The organism is Bacteroides sp. HMSC067B03 (genome assembly GCF_001811315.1).
Taxonomy (GTDB): domain Bacteria; phylum Bacteroidota; class Bacteroidia; order Bacteroidales; family Bacteroidaceae; genus Bacteroides; species Bacteroides faecis.
On the sequence record NZ_KV804391.1, the window covers coordinates 18,862 to 34,005 of the forward strand.

Annotated in this window: 10 protein-coding genes; 4 read left to right on the plus strand and 6 right to left on the minus strand. The window is 40.6% G+C overall.

The window, feature by feature from the left end:
- Positions 1-328 precede the first annotated feature (328 nt).
- The 6 genes from deoC to mnmG form a co-directional block, all read right to left on the minus strand.
- Positions 329-1,231, minus strand: coding sequence for a deoxyribose-phosphate aldolase (gene deoC / locus HMPREF2794_RS16770; protein ID WP_022301783.1), 903 nt, complete (start codon positions 1,229-1,231; stop codon positions 329-331).
- The gene (locus HMPREF2794_RS16775; RefSeq protein ID WP_070751963.1) at positions 1,218-1,556 is read right to left on the minus strand and encodes a nucleotide pyrophosphohydrolase; all 339 of its coding nucleotides are present in this window, start codon (positions 1,554-1,556) and stop codon (positions 1,218-1,220) included. The genes deoC and HMPREF2794_RS16775 overlap by 14 nt, the downstream gene beginning before the upstream one ends.
- Positions 1,557-1,602: 46 nt before the next feature.
- Positions 1,603-2,055 (minus strand): D-aminoacyl-tRNA deacylase, encoded by a 453-nt coding sequence (gene dtd / locus HMPREF2794_RS16780; protein ID WP_070751965.1) that lies wholly within the window; start codon positions 2,053-2,055, stop codon positions 1,603-1,605.
- A gap of 398 nt (positions 2,056-2,453) precedes the next feature.
- Complete coding sequence (uvrC, locus tag HMPREF2794_RS16785) at positions 2,454-4,274, minus strand: excinuclease ABC subunit UvrC (protein WP_070751967.1); 1,821 nt, start codon at positions 4,272-4,274, stop codon at positions 2,454-2,456.
- Between the two features lie 74 nt (positions 4,275-4,348).
- Positions 4,349-4,879 (minus strand): adenine phosphoribosyltransferase, encoded by a 531-nt coding sequence (locus tag HMPREF2794_RS16790; protein WP_010536008.1) that lies wholly within the window; start codon positions 4,877-4,879, stop codon positions 4,349-4,351.
- Positions 4,880-4,929: 50 nt separating this feature from the next.
- Positions 4,930-6,816: a tRNA uridine-5-carboxymethylaminomethyl(34) synthesis enzyme MnmG gene (gene mnmG / locus HMPREF2794_RS16795; RefSeq protein WP_070751970.1), complete on the minus strand. Its 1,887-nt coding sequence runs from the start codon at positions 6,814-6,816 to the stop codon at positions 4,930-4,932.
- A gap of 867 nt (positions 6,817-7,683) precedes the next feature.
- Here mnmG and HMPREF2794_RS16805 point away from each other — a divergent pair.
- The 4 genes from HMPREF2794_RS16805 to HMPREF2794_RS16820 all read left to right on the plus strand — a co-directional run bounded on the left by HMPREF2794_RS16805 (position 7,684) and on the right by HMPREF2794_RS16820 (position 15,127).
- Positions 7,684-8,253 carry an RNA polymerase sigma-70 factor gene (locus HMPREF2794_RS16805; RefSeq protein ID WP_070751973.1) on the plus strand — a complete coding sequence of 190 codons (570 nt, stop codon included), beginning with the start codon at positions 7,684-7,686 and terminating at the stop codon, positions 8,251-8,253.
- A gap of 812 nt (positions 8,254-9,065) precedes the next feature.
- On the plus strand, positions 9,066-10,274 hold the full coding sequence (locus HMPREF2794_RS16810; protein ID WP_010536012.1) for a FecR family protein: 1,209 nt from the start codon (positions 9,066-9,068) through the stop codon (positions 10,272-10,274).
- A 43-nt stretch (positions 10,275-10,317) separates the two neighbouring features.
- On the plus strand, positions 10,318-13,647 hold the full coding sequence (locus tag HMPREF2794_RS16815; RefSeq protein WP_010536013.1) for a TonB-dependent receptor: 3,330 nt from the start codon (positions 10,318-10,320) through the stop codon (positions 13,645-13,647).
- Positions 13,648-13,660: 13 nt separating this feature from the next.
- Positions 13,661-15,127 carry a RagB/SusD family nutrient uptake outer membrane protein gene (locus tag HMPREF2794_RS16820; protein ID WP_010536014.1) on the plus strand — a complete coding sequence of 489 codons (1,467 nt, stop codon included), beginning with the start codon at positions 13,661-13,663 and terminating at the stop codon, positions 15,125-15,127.
- The last annotated feature ends 17 nt before the right edge of the window (positions 15,128-15,144 follow it).

The following is a 15,144-nucleotide window of genomic DNA, read 5'->3' on the forward strand; positions in this document are numbered from 1 at the left end:
CCGTTATGACGACATATAAGCAACAGTCTCACGCTCCGTTCGATATATAACAAAAGTATATACATGAAGGTGCGTGAGACCCGTTTGCTTATTACCATTCATAACTTTGAATTTTGCCGAATTCCAGGAATCAGGTAATAAAAGAAACGTTCTCTAATACAGTAGGTTAGCTATATTACTATAGCTACCTTTATGACAAAGGTAATGAAAATAATGATTTTTCCCTATAAGTATCTTTAGTTTTTATTAGATAAAAAATACCGCACTTCTTCCCGTATGAACGGAAAATGAAGCGCGGTAAGGCATATTTGATTGCTAATGTAATTCCTTAGAAGAACTTGATCTCTTCGCCCTTGATGTCAGAAAGGAGAAGATTTGCCAGGCGGCTGGTTCCCAGACGGAACAGTCGGTTGTTCAGCCATTCTTCGCCTAATATTTCTTTCACGATAGTGTAATAAATAATGGCATCATTGACTGTATTGATTCCTCCTGCCGGTTTGAAACCGATCTTGTTATTTGTTTTCTGATAGTATTCCTTGATTGCTTCGCACATTACATAAGCGGCTTCCGGAGTGGCGGCAGGCTGCTGCTTTCCGGTCGATGTCTTGATGAAATCCGCGCCTGAATACATGGATAGGATAGAGGCTTTCTTGATGTTGGAAGCTGTTTTCAAAGCTCCTGTTTCGAGGATAACTTTGAGGTGGCGTTCCTTGCAGACTTCCTTTAATTCCTGGATTTCTTCGCACATTGTTTCGTAGTCACCGCTCAGGAATTTGCCTATCGAGATCACGATATCTATTTCGTCTGCACCGTCGGCGATAGCCAGTGCTGTTTCCGCTACTTTCACCTCAATGAAAGTCTGCGAGGAAGGGAATCCGCCCGAAACGCAAGCGATGTTGATGCCGTCTACTTGCAGCGTATTTTTTACAATATCCGCAAAATTGGGATATACGCAGATAGCGGCAACGTTCTTCATATCGGGAAATTCATTGTCGAACTCATTCACTTTTTCGGTGAAATGCATCACGCTTTCATCGCTGTCCGTGCTGTTCAGTGTAGTCAGGTCGATACAGTTGAACAGGAGTTTTTTGACTTCTTCCGTATTGTTCTCCGGCACTTTCTTTTCAATCAGGTCAGCCACCCGAGCCTGTATGTCTGCATCGCTCAGATTGGTGTTATACTTTGCCAATGCGGCATCATACTTGTTGGATTGTGAGCTATTCTCTTCCATGATCGTTCAGTTTTGGGTTATTGATATGTCTTTTATTATCTCGTTTCGTTTTCTTTTCCAAACTTTTTCGGAAGGCTTTGGTGACGTCTACCCCTGTCTGGTTGGCGATGCATAGGAGCACCCATAAGATGTCAGCTATTTCTTCGTCAAGGTTGTCTTTTTCGCCTGCTTTGAAGGACTGGTCGCCGTATTTGCGGGCCATGACGCGGGCCAGTTCTCCGACTTCTTCGGTCAGTACAGCCATATTGGTCAATTCGCTGAAGTAGCGGACGCCGTATGTCTTTATCCATTTGTCTACCTCTTTTTGAGCTTCTTCCAGAGTCATAATTGCTGTTGATTTATGATTATTTGTTTGATAATTGAGTAAGGTTTCACTCTTTATTCTTGGTATCCATGCATATAGTAACAGGGCCATCATTTAAAAGTTCAACTTTCATGTCGGCTCCGAACGTTCCTGTGTCTATTTCTTTGCCCAATGCCCCGCTCAGGTCTTTGCAGAACTGTTCGTAGAGTGGGATAGAGATCTCCGGTTTGGCAGCTTTGATGTATGACGGACGGTTACCTTTCTTGGTAGAGGCATGCAATGTGAACTGGCTGATCACCAGAATTTCGCCTCCATCTTCCAGAATGGATTTATTCATTATTCCGTTTTCATCGTCAAAAATGCGCAGATTTACTATCTTTTTGCAGAGCCAGTCTATATCTTCCTGCCCGTCGGATTCTTCAATTCCGACCAATATCAGCATTCCTTTCCCGATGGAGGACTTGCAGTGTCCTTCGATGGTTACTGATGCGTGACTTACTCTTTGTACAACTATTCTCATTGATATTTTCTCTATTTTATTGAATGTTACGAAAGGCAAATTTACGAAATTAAGAAGAGAAAACGATGGATTGAAGGGAAATATTATAGGATAAGTATTAGGTATTAACCGTAGTTGTCATTCAGCGTGTCTATTTGTTGTGCAGAAGCATGTCTATCTGTCATTCAGACGATCTGTGGGAGGAAGAATCTCCTCTTTGTGCGCACAGGAGAAGAAGTATAACATCCAATGCACACACTATATATGCCCTGTACATTGGATCTATATGTCCTGCACGTTGGAACTATATCCCCAACAACCAGTCATTCCTGATGCTTGTCACGGTGACTTATTGTGCATTCATTCTTGTACAGTGATGAGGACTCAGAATGACAGCTACGGTTAATACCTAATACTTATTACAGTCCTTCTTTTACGGTCTGAGCCTTCGCCTCTCCTATGACCTTTGCGATCTCCTCAAGGGATGCCTCTTTGATTCGTTTTACGCTCTTAAACTCCTTTAATAGGGCTGTTTGGGTCTTTTCTCCAATGCCTTTTATCGTGTCCAGAGCCGATGCAACCTGCCGTTTACTGCGCTTATCACGATGGAAAGTAATCGCAAAGCGGTGTACTTCATCTTGAATCTGCGTCAGCAGACGGAATAAAGAACTTTGCTGCTTAATTCCAATCGTCTGTGCGGGAAATCCGAAAAGCAGTTCTGACGTGCGATGCTTATTATCCTTAGCCAAACCTGCAATTGGAATATTCAGATGCAATTCATCCTCGACCACCTCTCTGACGACCTCCATTTGTCCTTTACCACCATCGGTAATAATCAGGTCGGGAAGAGGAGAACTCTCTTCGATAGCGCGCTGATAACGGCGCCTGACCACCTCTTTCATCGAAGCATAATCATCGGGTCCTACAACCGTCTTGATATTGTATTTGCGGTAATCTTTCTTCGATGGCTTCGCCTTTTTGAATACCACGCAGGCCGCTACGGCATCTGATCCCTGTATATTCGAGTTATCGAAACACTCGATCTGCAAAGGCGGCTTGTCCAAATGCAGTTCACTCTGTATCTCCTTCAGCAGACGCATGCTGCGCTGTTCGGGATTCAGTTTCTCAGCCTGTTTCAATCGGTCGGCCTTATATTGCTTCACGTTTAAGATAGAAAGATCGAGCAATTTCTTCTTGTCTCCCCGTTGAGGAACGGTGAAAACGACATTATTCAACTCCAGATCGAGCTCAAAAGGAACAATAATCTCTCGTGAATGACTCTTATAACGTTCCCGCATCTCAATAATGCCCAACGTCAGCAACTCTTCTTTCGATTCATTCAGCTTCTTCTTATACTCAAAAGTGAATGCCTGATTGATGGCACCATTCGTAATATGCAGATAGTTGACGAACGCCGAATTTGAATCGTCCTCTTCGATGGAGAAAACGTCGATATTGTGTAGCACCGAACTTACCACCTCGGACTTAGCCCGATAATTTTCTATCAACAGATACTTCTCCTTAATCTTCTGGGCCTCCTCAAATTTCATCTCACCGGCCAGTTCCTGCATCTTCTCCAGCAGCATACGGCTGATCTCCTGAGTATTTCCCTTTAAAATCTCCTTGATTTCATCGATGTTTTTAAGATAATCGTCTTGGGACTGTAGTCCGACGCATGGACCTGCGCACTTCTTGATATGATATTCCAGGCAAACCTTGAACTTTCCCGCCCGTATATTCTCCGGAGAGAGATTCAGAGTGCAGGTACGCAGCGGATATAGATGCTTAATCAGATCGAGCAGTGCGTACATGGAGGGAATGTGACTGTATGGACCATAATAAGAAGAACCGTTTCTGATGATCTTCCGGGTTCTGAAAACCCGGGGAAAATACTCGTTCTGCACACAAATGGAGGGGTAGGTCTTGTCATCCTTCAGCAGTACGTTGTAGCGGGGTTTGTATTTCTTGATCAGGTTGTTTTCCAGCAATAATGCATCTTCCTCGGTGTTGACTACGATGTAGCGGATATCGGCAATCTTGCTGACCAATACCCGTGTCTTTCCGGGTTCATGCTCTTTGCTGAAGTACGAATAAACTCTTTTCTTCAGGTTTTTAGCCTTTCCAACGTATATAATCGTGCCTTCGGTGTTCAGATACTGATAGACTCCCGGCTTTTCAGGCAGGTTGCTTACAATACCTTTCAGATATTCATTCGTCTTGGTCTCCGGTTTTGTATTCATAATCGTTATAGATGAAATAGCGGGAAATAAAAAGGGCGTAGTTTTTCTACGCCCTGCAAATATAAGCAATTTGTTTATAAAGTCAATACGGATTCTACTTCTACGTCATCTCCGAACATGGATTTACCGTTTAAGTCTTTTAGCTCGATGATGAAGTTTACATATACCTTTTTAGGCTTCAATTTTTTCACGAGTTCGCAGGCTGCTTTCATTGTTCCTCCTGTTGCCAGCAGATCGTCGTGTAGTAAAACAACGTCGTTTTCATCGAGTGCATCCTTGTGTATCTGCACCGTGTCCTTACCGTATTCTTTGTCGTAACTTTCCTCGATTACCTCTGCGGGAAGTTTGCCCGGTTTACGGATGGGGATAAAACCCGCGTTCAGTCGGGTAGCCAGGATAGGGCCCATGATGAATCCCCTTGATTCTATACCTACTACTTTGGTGATACCTTTATCCTTGTACATCTCAAACATAATGTTTGATAATTCTTGTAAGCACCAAGGGTCTTTAAACAGAGTGGTGACATCGTAGAAAAGGATTCCGGGAATCGGAAAATCCGGAATTTCCCGGATGCTTTTAATTAGCGTTTCTTTGCTCATAATCATTGATTTATCTCGTTTCTTTAAATGCTTTGTTTCACGTGAAACGTTGCCGCTTATCGTCCGCAAAGTACCAGTAACACGTTGATGTCGCTAGGCGATACTCCCGGAATCCGGCTCGCTTGCGCGATGGTTTCCGGATCAATCTTCACTAGCTTTTGACGAGCTTCCGTGGATAGCGACTGAATGGAAGCATAATCAAATTTGCCTTTGATCTTGATGCTTTCGAGGCGTGCCAGCTTTTCTGCTATCATTCGTTCTCTGTCAATATAGCCTTGATATTTGATCAGTATTTCTGCCGCTTCCAGAATCTCTTCTTTGCGGTCGGAATCTGCAGCGGTTGCTTTTTCTAATTCTCGTTGGAAGGCGGGGACATGTTCTGCGATATTCTCAATCGTAATTTGCGGACGGTTGAGGACTTCGATCAATTTGCATCCTTGGCGTAGGGGAGTCGTTCCTAACTTTTCGAGTGCGTCATTAATTAATGCCGGTTTCATCGAATAGTTTTTTGCGAAATCTACAATCTGATCCAATGCCTCCTTTTTGCTTTTCATCAGCTGGTAACGATCCTCCTTAGCCAGTCCGAGGCGGTAAGCCCTTTCGGTCAGTCTCATGTCAGCGTCATCCATGCGGAGAAGAATGCGGTATTCGGCACGCGAGGTGAACATACGGTAAGGTTCGTCTACTCCTTTTGTTACCAGGTCGTCAATTAATACACCGATATATGCTTCATCACGTGCCAGCGTGAAGGCTTCTCCGCCGTGGCAGTTGATGTAGGCATTGATTCCGGCAATCAGTCCTTGGCCTCCGGCTTCTTCGTAACCGGTCGTTCCGTTCACTTGTCCGGCAAAGAACAGATTTCTGATAATCTTCGATTCCAGCGAATGTTTTAATTGCGTAGGGTCGAAGTAGTCATATTCAATTGCATATCCGGGGCGATAGATGACGATGTCCCTGAATGCCGGAATCTTTTTCAATGCGGCTATCTGAATATCCATCGGAAGAGAAGAAGAGAATCCGTTCAGGTATAATTCCTGTGTTGTTTCTCCTTCGGGTTCGAGGAATAGCTGATGTTGTTCTTTATCGGGGAAGGTGACAATCTTGGTTTCGATGCTGGGGCAATAGCGGGGGCCGATGCTTTGAATTTGTCCGTTGAACAGGGGTGAATCCGGAAGTCCTTCGCGCAGAATCCGGTGTACCTCTTCGTTGGTATAGCAGGTCCAGCATTGCAGTTGCTTCAGATGACGCGTACTGGTATTCATGAATGAGAACTTATGGAAGTCACATTCTCCGTCCTGCGTATCCATCAGATCGAAATGGACGCTGCGGGCGTCGATTCGTACCGGTGTACCGGTTTTCATTCTTCCGTAGGCAATGCCATGTCGGGCGATGGATTCTGTCAGTTGGTAAGAGGCGGGTTCTGCCATTCTGCCGCCCGGTAGTTGGTGACGACCTACGTGCATCAGTCCGTTCAGGAAGGTTCCTGCCGTCAGTACGATGCATTTCGCTTTGAATGTGACACCCCAGAGGGTAACGAGGCCGGTTACTTCGCCGTTCTCGACGAGCAGTTCGCTCACAGTGTCCTGCCAGATATGAAGGTTGGGGGTGTTTTCCAGCCTTTCACGCCATGACCAGATAAACTTGGCACGGTCGCATTGAGCGCGGGGGCTCCACATGGCCGGTCCTTTCGAACGGTTCAGGATTCGGAACTGTATGGCGGTTTCGTCCGTCACCAATCCCATCTGTCCGCCCAGTGCATCTATTTCACGTACTATTTGTCCTTTGGCGATTCCTCCTACTGCGGGGTTGCAACTCATCTGCCCGATCTTGTTCATGTCCATCGTGATGAGGCAAGTCTTGGAACCTAAATTTGCAGCAGCGGCTGCTGCTTCGCAACCGGCATGTCCGCCACCAATTACAATAACGTCGTACTTAAAATCCATTCTACCTTATTTATTATCAAACGCTGCAAAGTTACGGAAAAGTTGCGAGAAATGTGTCTTCTGCCTGTTTTTGCTTCCGAAATTTCGGGGAGGAGGCGGAGATGATTCTAAAAAACGCCGTAATTTTGAATTAGAAATATGCAGAATGTATTGTAATCTGGCTTGTATGTGGTGCGATGAGTCTGTGATTTCTTTCAAAATGCTAAGTATGTGCTTTGCTTTGATGCGTCAGACTTTCTTTTTGTCACATGAAAACGTGCAGGATTATTTGACGAAATAGAATGTGAAATGATTGTTCCGGCAAAAATAGTGTAAAACTTGTGGTCAGATATGTCTTTTGCATTCGATCTTCCCCCTTCTTCTTGACATAAGTCAAAAAAACAAGGGAAAAGATGTTTTTTAGCATAAAAGTTCTTGTTGTTTTCCAAAACACCTCTACCTTTGCATCGTAGTTGTGAAACTACTTATATTTTTAGGTATTAGAAAAAAGGTAATAACAAAAGGAAAAGAGTAGTTTTAGTTTATAGAATTAGGTATTAGATTATTTTTTTAAGGTATTAATTAGAAGATTAGTTTTTAGGAAAAAGATTGTTTGATTAGGTATTAGGAAAAAAGTAGTTTTTAGGTAACAAGTAAATTGAGATGCAGAAAAAAGAATCCCATTTATGGGGGATTCTTTAAGGGTGGGGCGGAATTATTCGCTCTTTTTTTATTTTATCCCCCTTTAATTCTGTTTTTTTATGTGTGGGTGTGAACTGACATTCTGAAAAAACAGATATATTTGTGGATTCTATATGCTATAACCAGTTTTTTGCAATAATCTAGGGAGAGTCGTATTCATGTTGATGAATAATGTTGTGTGGACATATGAACGGTAAAGATGATTTTATAGTGGTAGGAGTCAACCAGAAGGACAAGAAGATCTGGAGGGACTTTTATGATCGCTATTATGCTGCTTTGTGCTCTTATGTCAGCAAATTCTTATCCGTATCCGATGCTGTGGAAGATTTGGTGCAAGAAGTTTTTATTTCAGTGTGGGAAGGCAAGCGTATCTTCTCCGATTCCAAAGAACTGACTAATTATCTTTATCGTGCATGCTATAACAATGCATTACTCTATATCCGTAACAATCAGATTCGTGATTCTATACTAAGCTCCCTGCCTTCGGAAGAAGACTTTGAAGACGAGGAAATGATCTATGCGCTGACTGTAAAAGAGGAGGCCATCCGGCAACTCTATTTCTATATTGAAGAACTTCCTGCCGAACAACGCCGTATCATCTTGTTGAGAATTGAAGGTCATTCCTGGGATGAGATTGCATCTAAATTAGGTGTGAGTATCAATACGGTTAAAACTCAAAAGAGCCGCAGCTATAAATTCTTGCGTGAAAAGCTGGGCAATTCAACTTATTCCGTCCTGCTTTCTTTGATTTTTTAAGATACTATCCGGATAATTCTTTCATATTTACTCTCTATTGTTCGAAGATAAGAACCGTAATACAGCAGGTTTAATGCTGCAAGGTGGCGACATTAGTATGTAGCAAAGGCTTGATTAATGTGCTTGCTATATAGCATATTCTTGTTTCATGTACGTGGTTCGTTGAGCTTACGTACGTGATCCCGTCGCTCTATGTGCGTGAACCGATGGGACCACGTACGTGAACTGAAGTTTTGTTACTATGTGAAAATGTTAATTGAGGCTTCGTAACACATTGATGAACGGAAGGCTGACTATTAAATCCGGCATCTTTTATGGGGTTGTATGTGTTATTTGGGGGAGTATATTGTCTTTTGTTGATAGGAGCATCTTTGGGTAAAAGTGACAATAGAAAACTGAATATTTCTTATTGTCACTCTATTATCACCTCTTATTGTCACTTTTTAATTGTTGTATATCAGCCTACTAAGTCTTAAAAGTGATAAGTGACAATAGAAAAGTGTTTTTTGATTCTCCTGAAGAAGTTAAATATTGGATGAATTTAATAGCGGCAACCAAAAAAAACAAATATTTTCTAAGATGTCTAATTGTCGTTCTTTAGTGCTTTTTATTTGCTATGCTGTAGTGACATTATTGTTAAAACACTCTGAATTGCCTGTGTTTAGTGATAAAATGATAGAATTTTCCTCTGTAAAGTCTTCGATAGGAATGCTTCATCTAAAAAATAATCATCTTTTTGTCACCCATTTATAGACGTTATGTATAACTATAGTAAAGCAAAGATAAAAATCTCACTAGAAATAGATAAAATTATGAAAAAGTTAGAAAACACATATCAGGATGCCTCTTTGATAAAAAAGGCTCTTTTGGGAGATGCAAGCGACGAAGAGCAGCTGGTGTTGGAACAACGTTTATCTGAGCACCCGGAACTGAAAACGGTGTATGAGAAATTGCAGGATAGTGAGGAACTGAAAGACTCTTTTAATAAGTATAAAGAATATTCATCGGAAAAGGCTTACGAGCATTTCCTTCAACAAATTCAACAAAAAGAAAATCCGTCTGACGGAAAGATACGTCGTATCCGGACGTGGTGGTATGCTGCTGCGGCTATGGTAGTATTGGCTGTGGGAATTTCTTTTTATGCCGTGAATCATTATCAGGCAATGGAGGACAACAAGGCACGTATTGCACTAATCGAGCCGGGTAGCAAACAGGCAGTGCTGACCTTACCCGATGGGAGCACAATTGATGTACAAAAGAAAGATATAAATGTAATAGTAGATGGCGTCCAAGTAAAATATAATAAAGGGGTGCTATCGTATCGACCGACCGTCACAACACAACAACACGCAGAAAAAAACGTCGATGAAAGTCCGGCCAAGTCAAATGAACTGGTTATACCGCGGGGAGGAGAGAATACTGTCCTTCTTGCTGATGGAACCACCGTTCATTTGAATGCCGGTTCTAAATTGATCTACCCGGCCCGTTTTGTCGGAAAACGCAGAATTGTAACGTTGGAAGGAGAGGCTTATTTTGATGTGAGGAAAGACGAGGAACATCCGTTCGTTGTCCGGACGCGCTTTGGAGAAGTAACGGTGCTCGGTACTGCATTTAATGTCAATGCATACAATGATGCGGACGCATGTTATACCACTCTTGTATATGGAAAAGTAAACTTCTCCACACCTGATCAGAAAATCATTACGTTGGCACCGGGTGAACAGGCTGTTGCTTCTTCCCGTGGAATTGAAAAGCGGGCAGTCGATGTAGATGAATATATCGGTTGGGCAAGAGGTGTGTATGTTTTCAATAACAAGCGACTGGGAGATATCATGAAAACCTTTGAGCGCTGGTATGATGTCCATGTCTATTATGAGGATGCATCTTTATGCGACTTGACATATAGTGGCGACTTACAGCGATATGGCACGATCAACACTTTCCTGGATGCTTTAGAACTAACCGGCGATATCTACTATAGAATAAACGGCAGAAATATATTGATATATAAGAATGAGTAATATTGAGTTTTGATTAAAAATTATGGAGAAAAGAAGAGTCTTTATGTTATGTCTGTTTGCATTGAGCATGATTCTCAGTGCATGGGCACTTCCACCTGATGAGAAGAAAGTGACACTTGATTTGAAGGATGTGCCGATGGAGACATTTTTAAACACGGTAAAACAGAAAGCTGGAATCAACATGCTTTATAACTCGAAGATGTTTAAAGGAGTTGAACCGGTGACTGTAAAAGCTACTAACGAGCCTTGGAGAGAATTGCTGGACCGCGTTCTTTCACCTAAAGGTTTCACTTATGCCACCAAAGATGGTATTGTAGTCATCAAGAAGAAAGATCAGAAAACACGTGTTTTGGAAGGTAGAGTGGTTGATGATATGGGTGGTGAACTGCCGGGAGTTACAGTTTTGATACTCGGAAAAGAGAGAAACATCGGAACCATGACAGATGCAGACGGTGCCTTTTCATTGGGACTCCCTGACGGAGACGCTACGATTCGTCTTTCTTTTGTGGGTATGCAATCTTTGGAAATACATACAGGTAAGTTGAATCTCGATAAAGTTCATACCTTTAAGTTGAAACCGGATTCCAAGCAGCTGGAAGAGGTGGTGGTAACCGGATATGCGAAAATTAGCAAGAATAGCTTTACGGGTACTTCAGTGACGGTTACGGCAGATCAGCTGATGTCGGTTTCCAAAACGAATGTATTGGGAGCTTTGCAAACGTTCGACCCCTCTTTTCGTATTGCAGAGAATAATTTAGCCGGGTCGAATCCGAATAATGTTCCAGAGTTATATATTCGTGGACGTTCAGGCATCGGAACCACTCAGTTGGATGCTCAAAGTCTTTCTAAAACATCATTGAAGAATAATCCTAACCTTCCGACTTTTATAATGGATGGTTTTGAGATCAGTGTGCAGAAATTGTATGATATGGACCCTAGCCGTATTGCAAGTATTACAATTTTGAAAGATGCTGCCGCTACTGCTATGTATGGTTCTCGTGCTGCAAATGGTGTAGTTATTATTACAACAGTTACTCCGAAAGCTGGTAAGGTTAATATTGATTATAATTTTACTGGAACGTTGGAATATCCTGATTTGACTGATTATAATATGATGAATGCGCGGGAAAAGCTTGAAACGGAGGTTGCAGCTGGTTTATTTAAGGCGGATTCAGAACAGGATTTTAATGAACAAAGTCGTTTGGATGCACTTTATAACCAAAAACTGAACAATGTAGTTCGTGGTGTTGATACTTATTGGTTATCCAAACCCCTTCGTACAGTATTCAATCACAAACATAGTTTGTATCTAGATGGCGGTACGGAGGATTTGCGCTGGGGAGCAGACTTTTCTTATAATAGTGGAGAAGGCGTTATGAAAGGTTCTTATCGCGATCGTATGGCTGGTGGGCTGTCTTTATCTTATCGGCTTGGAGCTTTTCAGGTAAGAAACTATTTCTCATATACTTATACTAAATCTCAGGAGTCTCCTTATGGAAGCTTTTCCGACTATACTTCAAAATTGCCATATGATGAATATATGGATGAGAATGGAAGATATTTGGAGACAACTTATCCTTGGACTGGAGGTTCAGGAGAAGTAAATCCTTTGTATGAAGCTACATTGAAGAATTATGATCGTAGTAAGTCTTGGGAATTGATTAATAATACAGAATTGTTGTGGAATATCGACAGTTACTGGTTATTAAAAGGACAATTTAGTGTTACGAAGTCAAATTCGGATGCACGTACTTTTCTTGATCCGCGTTCAAAGAAGAATGATGATTTGTTAGGTTTAAATAATGTGGTTTCAGGACAATTGGATATTGTTACTTCCAATAGTCTAAGTTGGGATGCTACTGCTACTTTATCTTATAATAGAAATATAAAGAAGCACAATCTGAATTTTTTGGTAGGTATTAATGCTACTTCAAGTACTGGTGATAGCTTTGGTATTACTTACAAAGGATTTCCTTCTGGCGAATTGTCTTCTCCAGGCTATGGTAATAAAGTCTCTGGATTGCCTTCAAATTCGGATAGTAAAAGTCGTCTTTTTGGTGCATTAGGGACATTCAATTATTCATTTGATAATATTTATTTGGCGGACGTTTCTGTACGCTTCGACGGAAACTCAGAGTTTGGTGCTGATCAACGTTTTGCACCTTTCTTTTCTGGTGGTCTTGGTTTGAACTTGCATAATTATAAGTTCATGAAACAGTTTGATTGGATGGACCGTCTAAAGATTCGTGGAACTTACGGTATTACTGGTAAGGTTGACTTCTCTCCCTATGAAGCGCAGACTATTTATAAAGTGGTAACAGATAACTGGTTTAAAACAGGTCTAGGAGCTTCATTGATGGCATTGGGAAATAATGGATTGGGTTGGGAAAAGACTCATAACATGGATTTAGGTCTAGATGTTGATATGTTTAAAGGACTACTCCAGATGAATTTTTCATATTATCGTAAGAAAACGGTGGACTTGGTTAATAGTGTTACATTACCTAGTTCTACAGGTTTTACTTCTTATAAAGATAATATCGGTGAGGTGATGAATAAGGGTGTTGAGATTCAATTGAGAAGTAATATATTGAATACTAAGGATTGGTTTGTTGCAGTTTTTGCGAATATGGCTCATAATGAGAATAAAATAACTAAGATCTCAGATAGTCTGAAAGAATACAATAAGCGCGTACAAGAAAAGTATGCGAAATATGATTCAGGAAAAGGAGATTCAAAATATAGTGAGACTTACTTGCAGTATGTAGAAGGTGGTTCGCTGACATCTATTTTTGGTGTTAGATCATTAGGCATCAATCCTGCAGATGGTAAGGAAATTTATCTTCGTCCTGACGGTACAATAACATATGATTGGAATGCGGCTGACCAAGTTGTAGTTGGAAACGAAGAGCCAAAACTCCAGGGTACTTTTGGATTTAACCTTCGTTGGAAGCAATTTTCTCTTTATTCTACCTTTATGTATGAATTTGGTGGACAACGTTATAATTCTACATTGGTAAGTAAAGTTGAGAATGCACATATTCAAAGTAGTAATGTAGACCGTCGTGTATTAACAGGGCGCTGGCAAAAGCCTGGAGATTGTACTCCTTATGGACGTTTGCAGACTGATGGGGTAGTTGCAGTAACTCGTCCTACTAGTCGTTTTATTCAGGATTATAATGTATTGACATTTAACTCTCTTACTTTAGGATATGATTTTAATGCTGAATGGTTGAAGAAAGCACATATCGGTCTGTTACGTGTAGAACTTTCAGGAAATGATTTATTCCGTGTTGCTACTGTACGTGCTGAACGTGGATTGGACTATCCGTATTCACGGTCTTTTGCAGCTTCGGTGAAAATGAGTTTTTAACAGTTTAAAGTAGATGAATAATATGAAGAAATTATATACGATATTACTGTTGGCTACAAGCCTGTTTACTACAAGTTGTAGTGATTGGCTGGATGTAGCACCGAGTAATCAGGTGAATGGGGATAAGCTTTTTGAAGTAGGAGATGGATATCGAAATGCTTTGAATGGAATATATTTGAATTTGGGGACTTCTTCCATGTATGGACGAGCAATGTCATGGGGATTTATGGATGCTATTGCTCAATATTATCAAACAGATAATAATTTTATACCTAAAAATTCAGCTTATTATAAATCGGCTAAGTTTCAATTTGATGATTCGGATGTGAAAACTTTTATTTCCAATATATGGTCTATTGGTTATAATAATATAGCTAATTGTAATAATTTGATTCTCAATGTTAGCAAAGCTAGTCCTTCTGTTTTCAAAGAGGGAGAATTTGAGAAAAATATGATTTGGGGAGAAGCATTGGCACTACGAGCTTTTATACATTTTGATTTACTTCGTTTATTTGCTCCCGCCATATCGAAAGATGATGGAAAGTCTTATATTCCCTATGTAGAGGTATATCCTACCATTATTCCTCCATATGAGAGTAGTAGAGAGATTCTTTCTAAAATAATTAGAGATTTAAAAGCTGCGAAAGAGATGTTAGCTAAATGTGATATAACTGATGAACATAAAATTTGGATGAGCACAAGTTATCGTATGTTGGCATCAAGCATGCTTTCTAACGATATAGCTTCTAGTGATGTATTCTTCGCTTATAGAGGATATCGTATGAATTATTATGCTATAGTAGCGACATTAGCACGTGTATATTATTGGGAAGGAGAATATGAACAGGCTTATAAAGAAGCAAAAGAGGTTGTAGAAGCGACTTATCCATATGGAAGCAAGCCTGAATCCTGTTTTAATTTTGTGGAATATTCAAGTTTAGGTACGAATCTCAAAGACTATAATAGCATTATTATGTGTTTTTTTAATAAAACATTACAAGAAGATTATATACCTTATATAACAAGAGGAAATCAAACACTGTTTATCCTTGACAGTGATAATATCTTTGCTGATAATAAAGAACAGGATCGTCGTTTCCTTCTACAGACAGGTTCTTATAATTCTAATGCATATTCCTTAAAATATGATATTAAGTTGGGACAGGATGGTTCAGATATGGTTCCAGGTATACGCTTGAGTGAGATGTATTATATCATGGGTGAGTACTTTGCTCGTAAAGGTGAATATTCTCAAGCTGGCAAAATGCTGGATGAAGTACGTTATGCGAGAGGAATTCTGACTACTAATATGGAGAACAGTATTGGGTCATTGGAAGGATTTCATACAGAGTTATTGAAGGATATGCGTAAGGAATTTGTAGGAGAAGGACAAATGTTTTTTCAATACAAACGTATGGATAAGAAACCGGTAGATAATGCAATTTTTGTATTTGATAAACCGGATAATGAGGATATTTAATGTGTGATAATCAACGA

Excerpts from the sequence above, each read along its gene's own strand:
- deoC (WP_022301783.1), bottom strand. The coding sequence starts at position 1,231 with ATGGAAGAGAATAGCTCACAATCCAACAAGTATGATGCCGCATTGGCA.
- HMPREF2794_RS16775 (WP_070751963.1), bottom strand. The coding sequence starts at position 1,556 with ATGACTCTGGAAGAAGCTCAAAAAGAGGTAGACAAATGGATAAAGACA.
- dtd (WP_070751965.1), bottom strand. The coding sequence starts at position 2,055 with ATGAGAATAGTTGTACAAAGAGTAAGTCACGCATCAGTAACCATCGAA.
- uvrC (WP_070751967.1), bottom strand. The coding sequence starts at position 4,274 with ATGAATACAAAACCGGAGACCAAGACGAATGAATATCTGAAAGGTATT.
- HMPREF2794_RS16790 (WP_010536008.1), bottom strand. The coding sequence starts at position 4,879 with ATGATTATGAGCAAAGAAACGCTAATTAAAAGCATCCGGGAAATTCCG.
- mnmG (WP_070751970.1), bottom strand. The coding sequence starts at position 6,816 with ATGGATTTTAAGTACGACGTTATTGTAATTGGTGGCGGACATGCCGGT.
- HMPREF2794_RS16805 (WP_070751973.1), top strand. The coding sequence starts at position 7,684 with ATGAACGGTAAAGATGATTTTATAGTGGTAGGAGTCAACCAGAAGGAC.
- HMPREF2794_RS16810 (WP_010536012.1), top strand. The coding sequence starts at position 9,066 with ATGAAAAAGTTAGAAAACACATATCAGGATGCCTCTTTGATAAAAAAG.
- HMPREF2794_RS16815 (WP_010536013.1), top strand. The coding sequence starts at position 10,318 with ATGTTATGTCTGTTTGCATTGAGCATGATTCTCAGTGCATGGGCACTT.
- HMPREF2794_RS16820 (WP_010536014.1), top strand. The coding sequence starts at position 13,661 with ATGAATAATATGAAGAAATTATATACGATATTACTGTTGGCTACAAGC.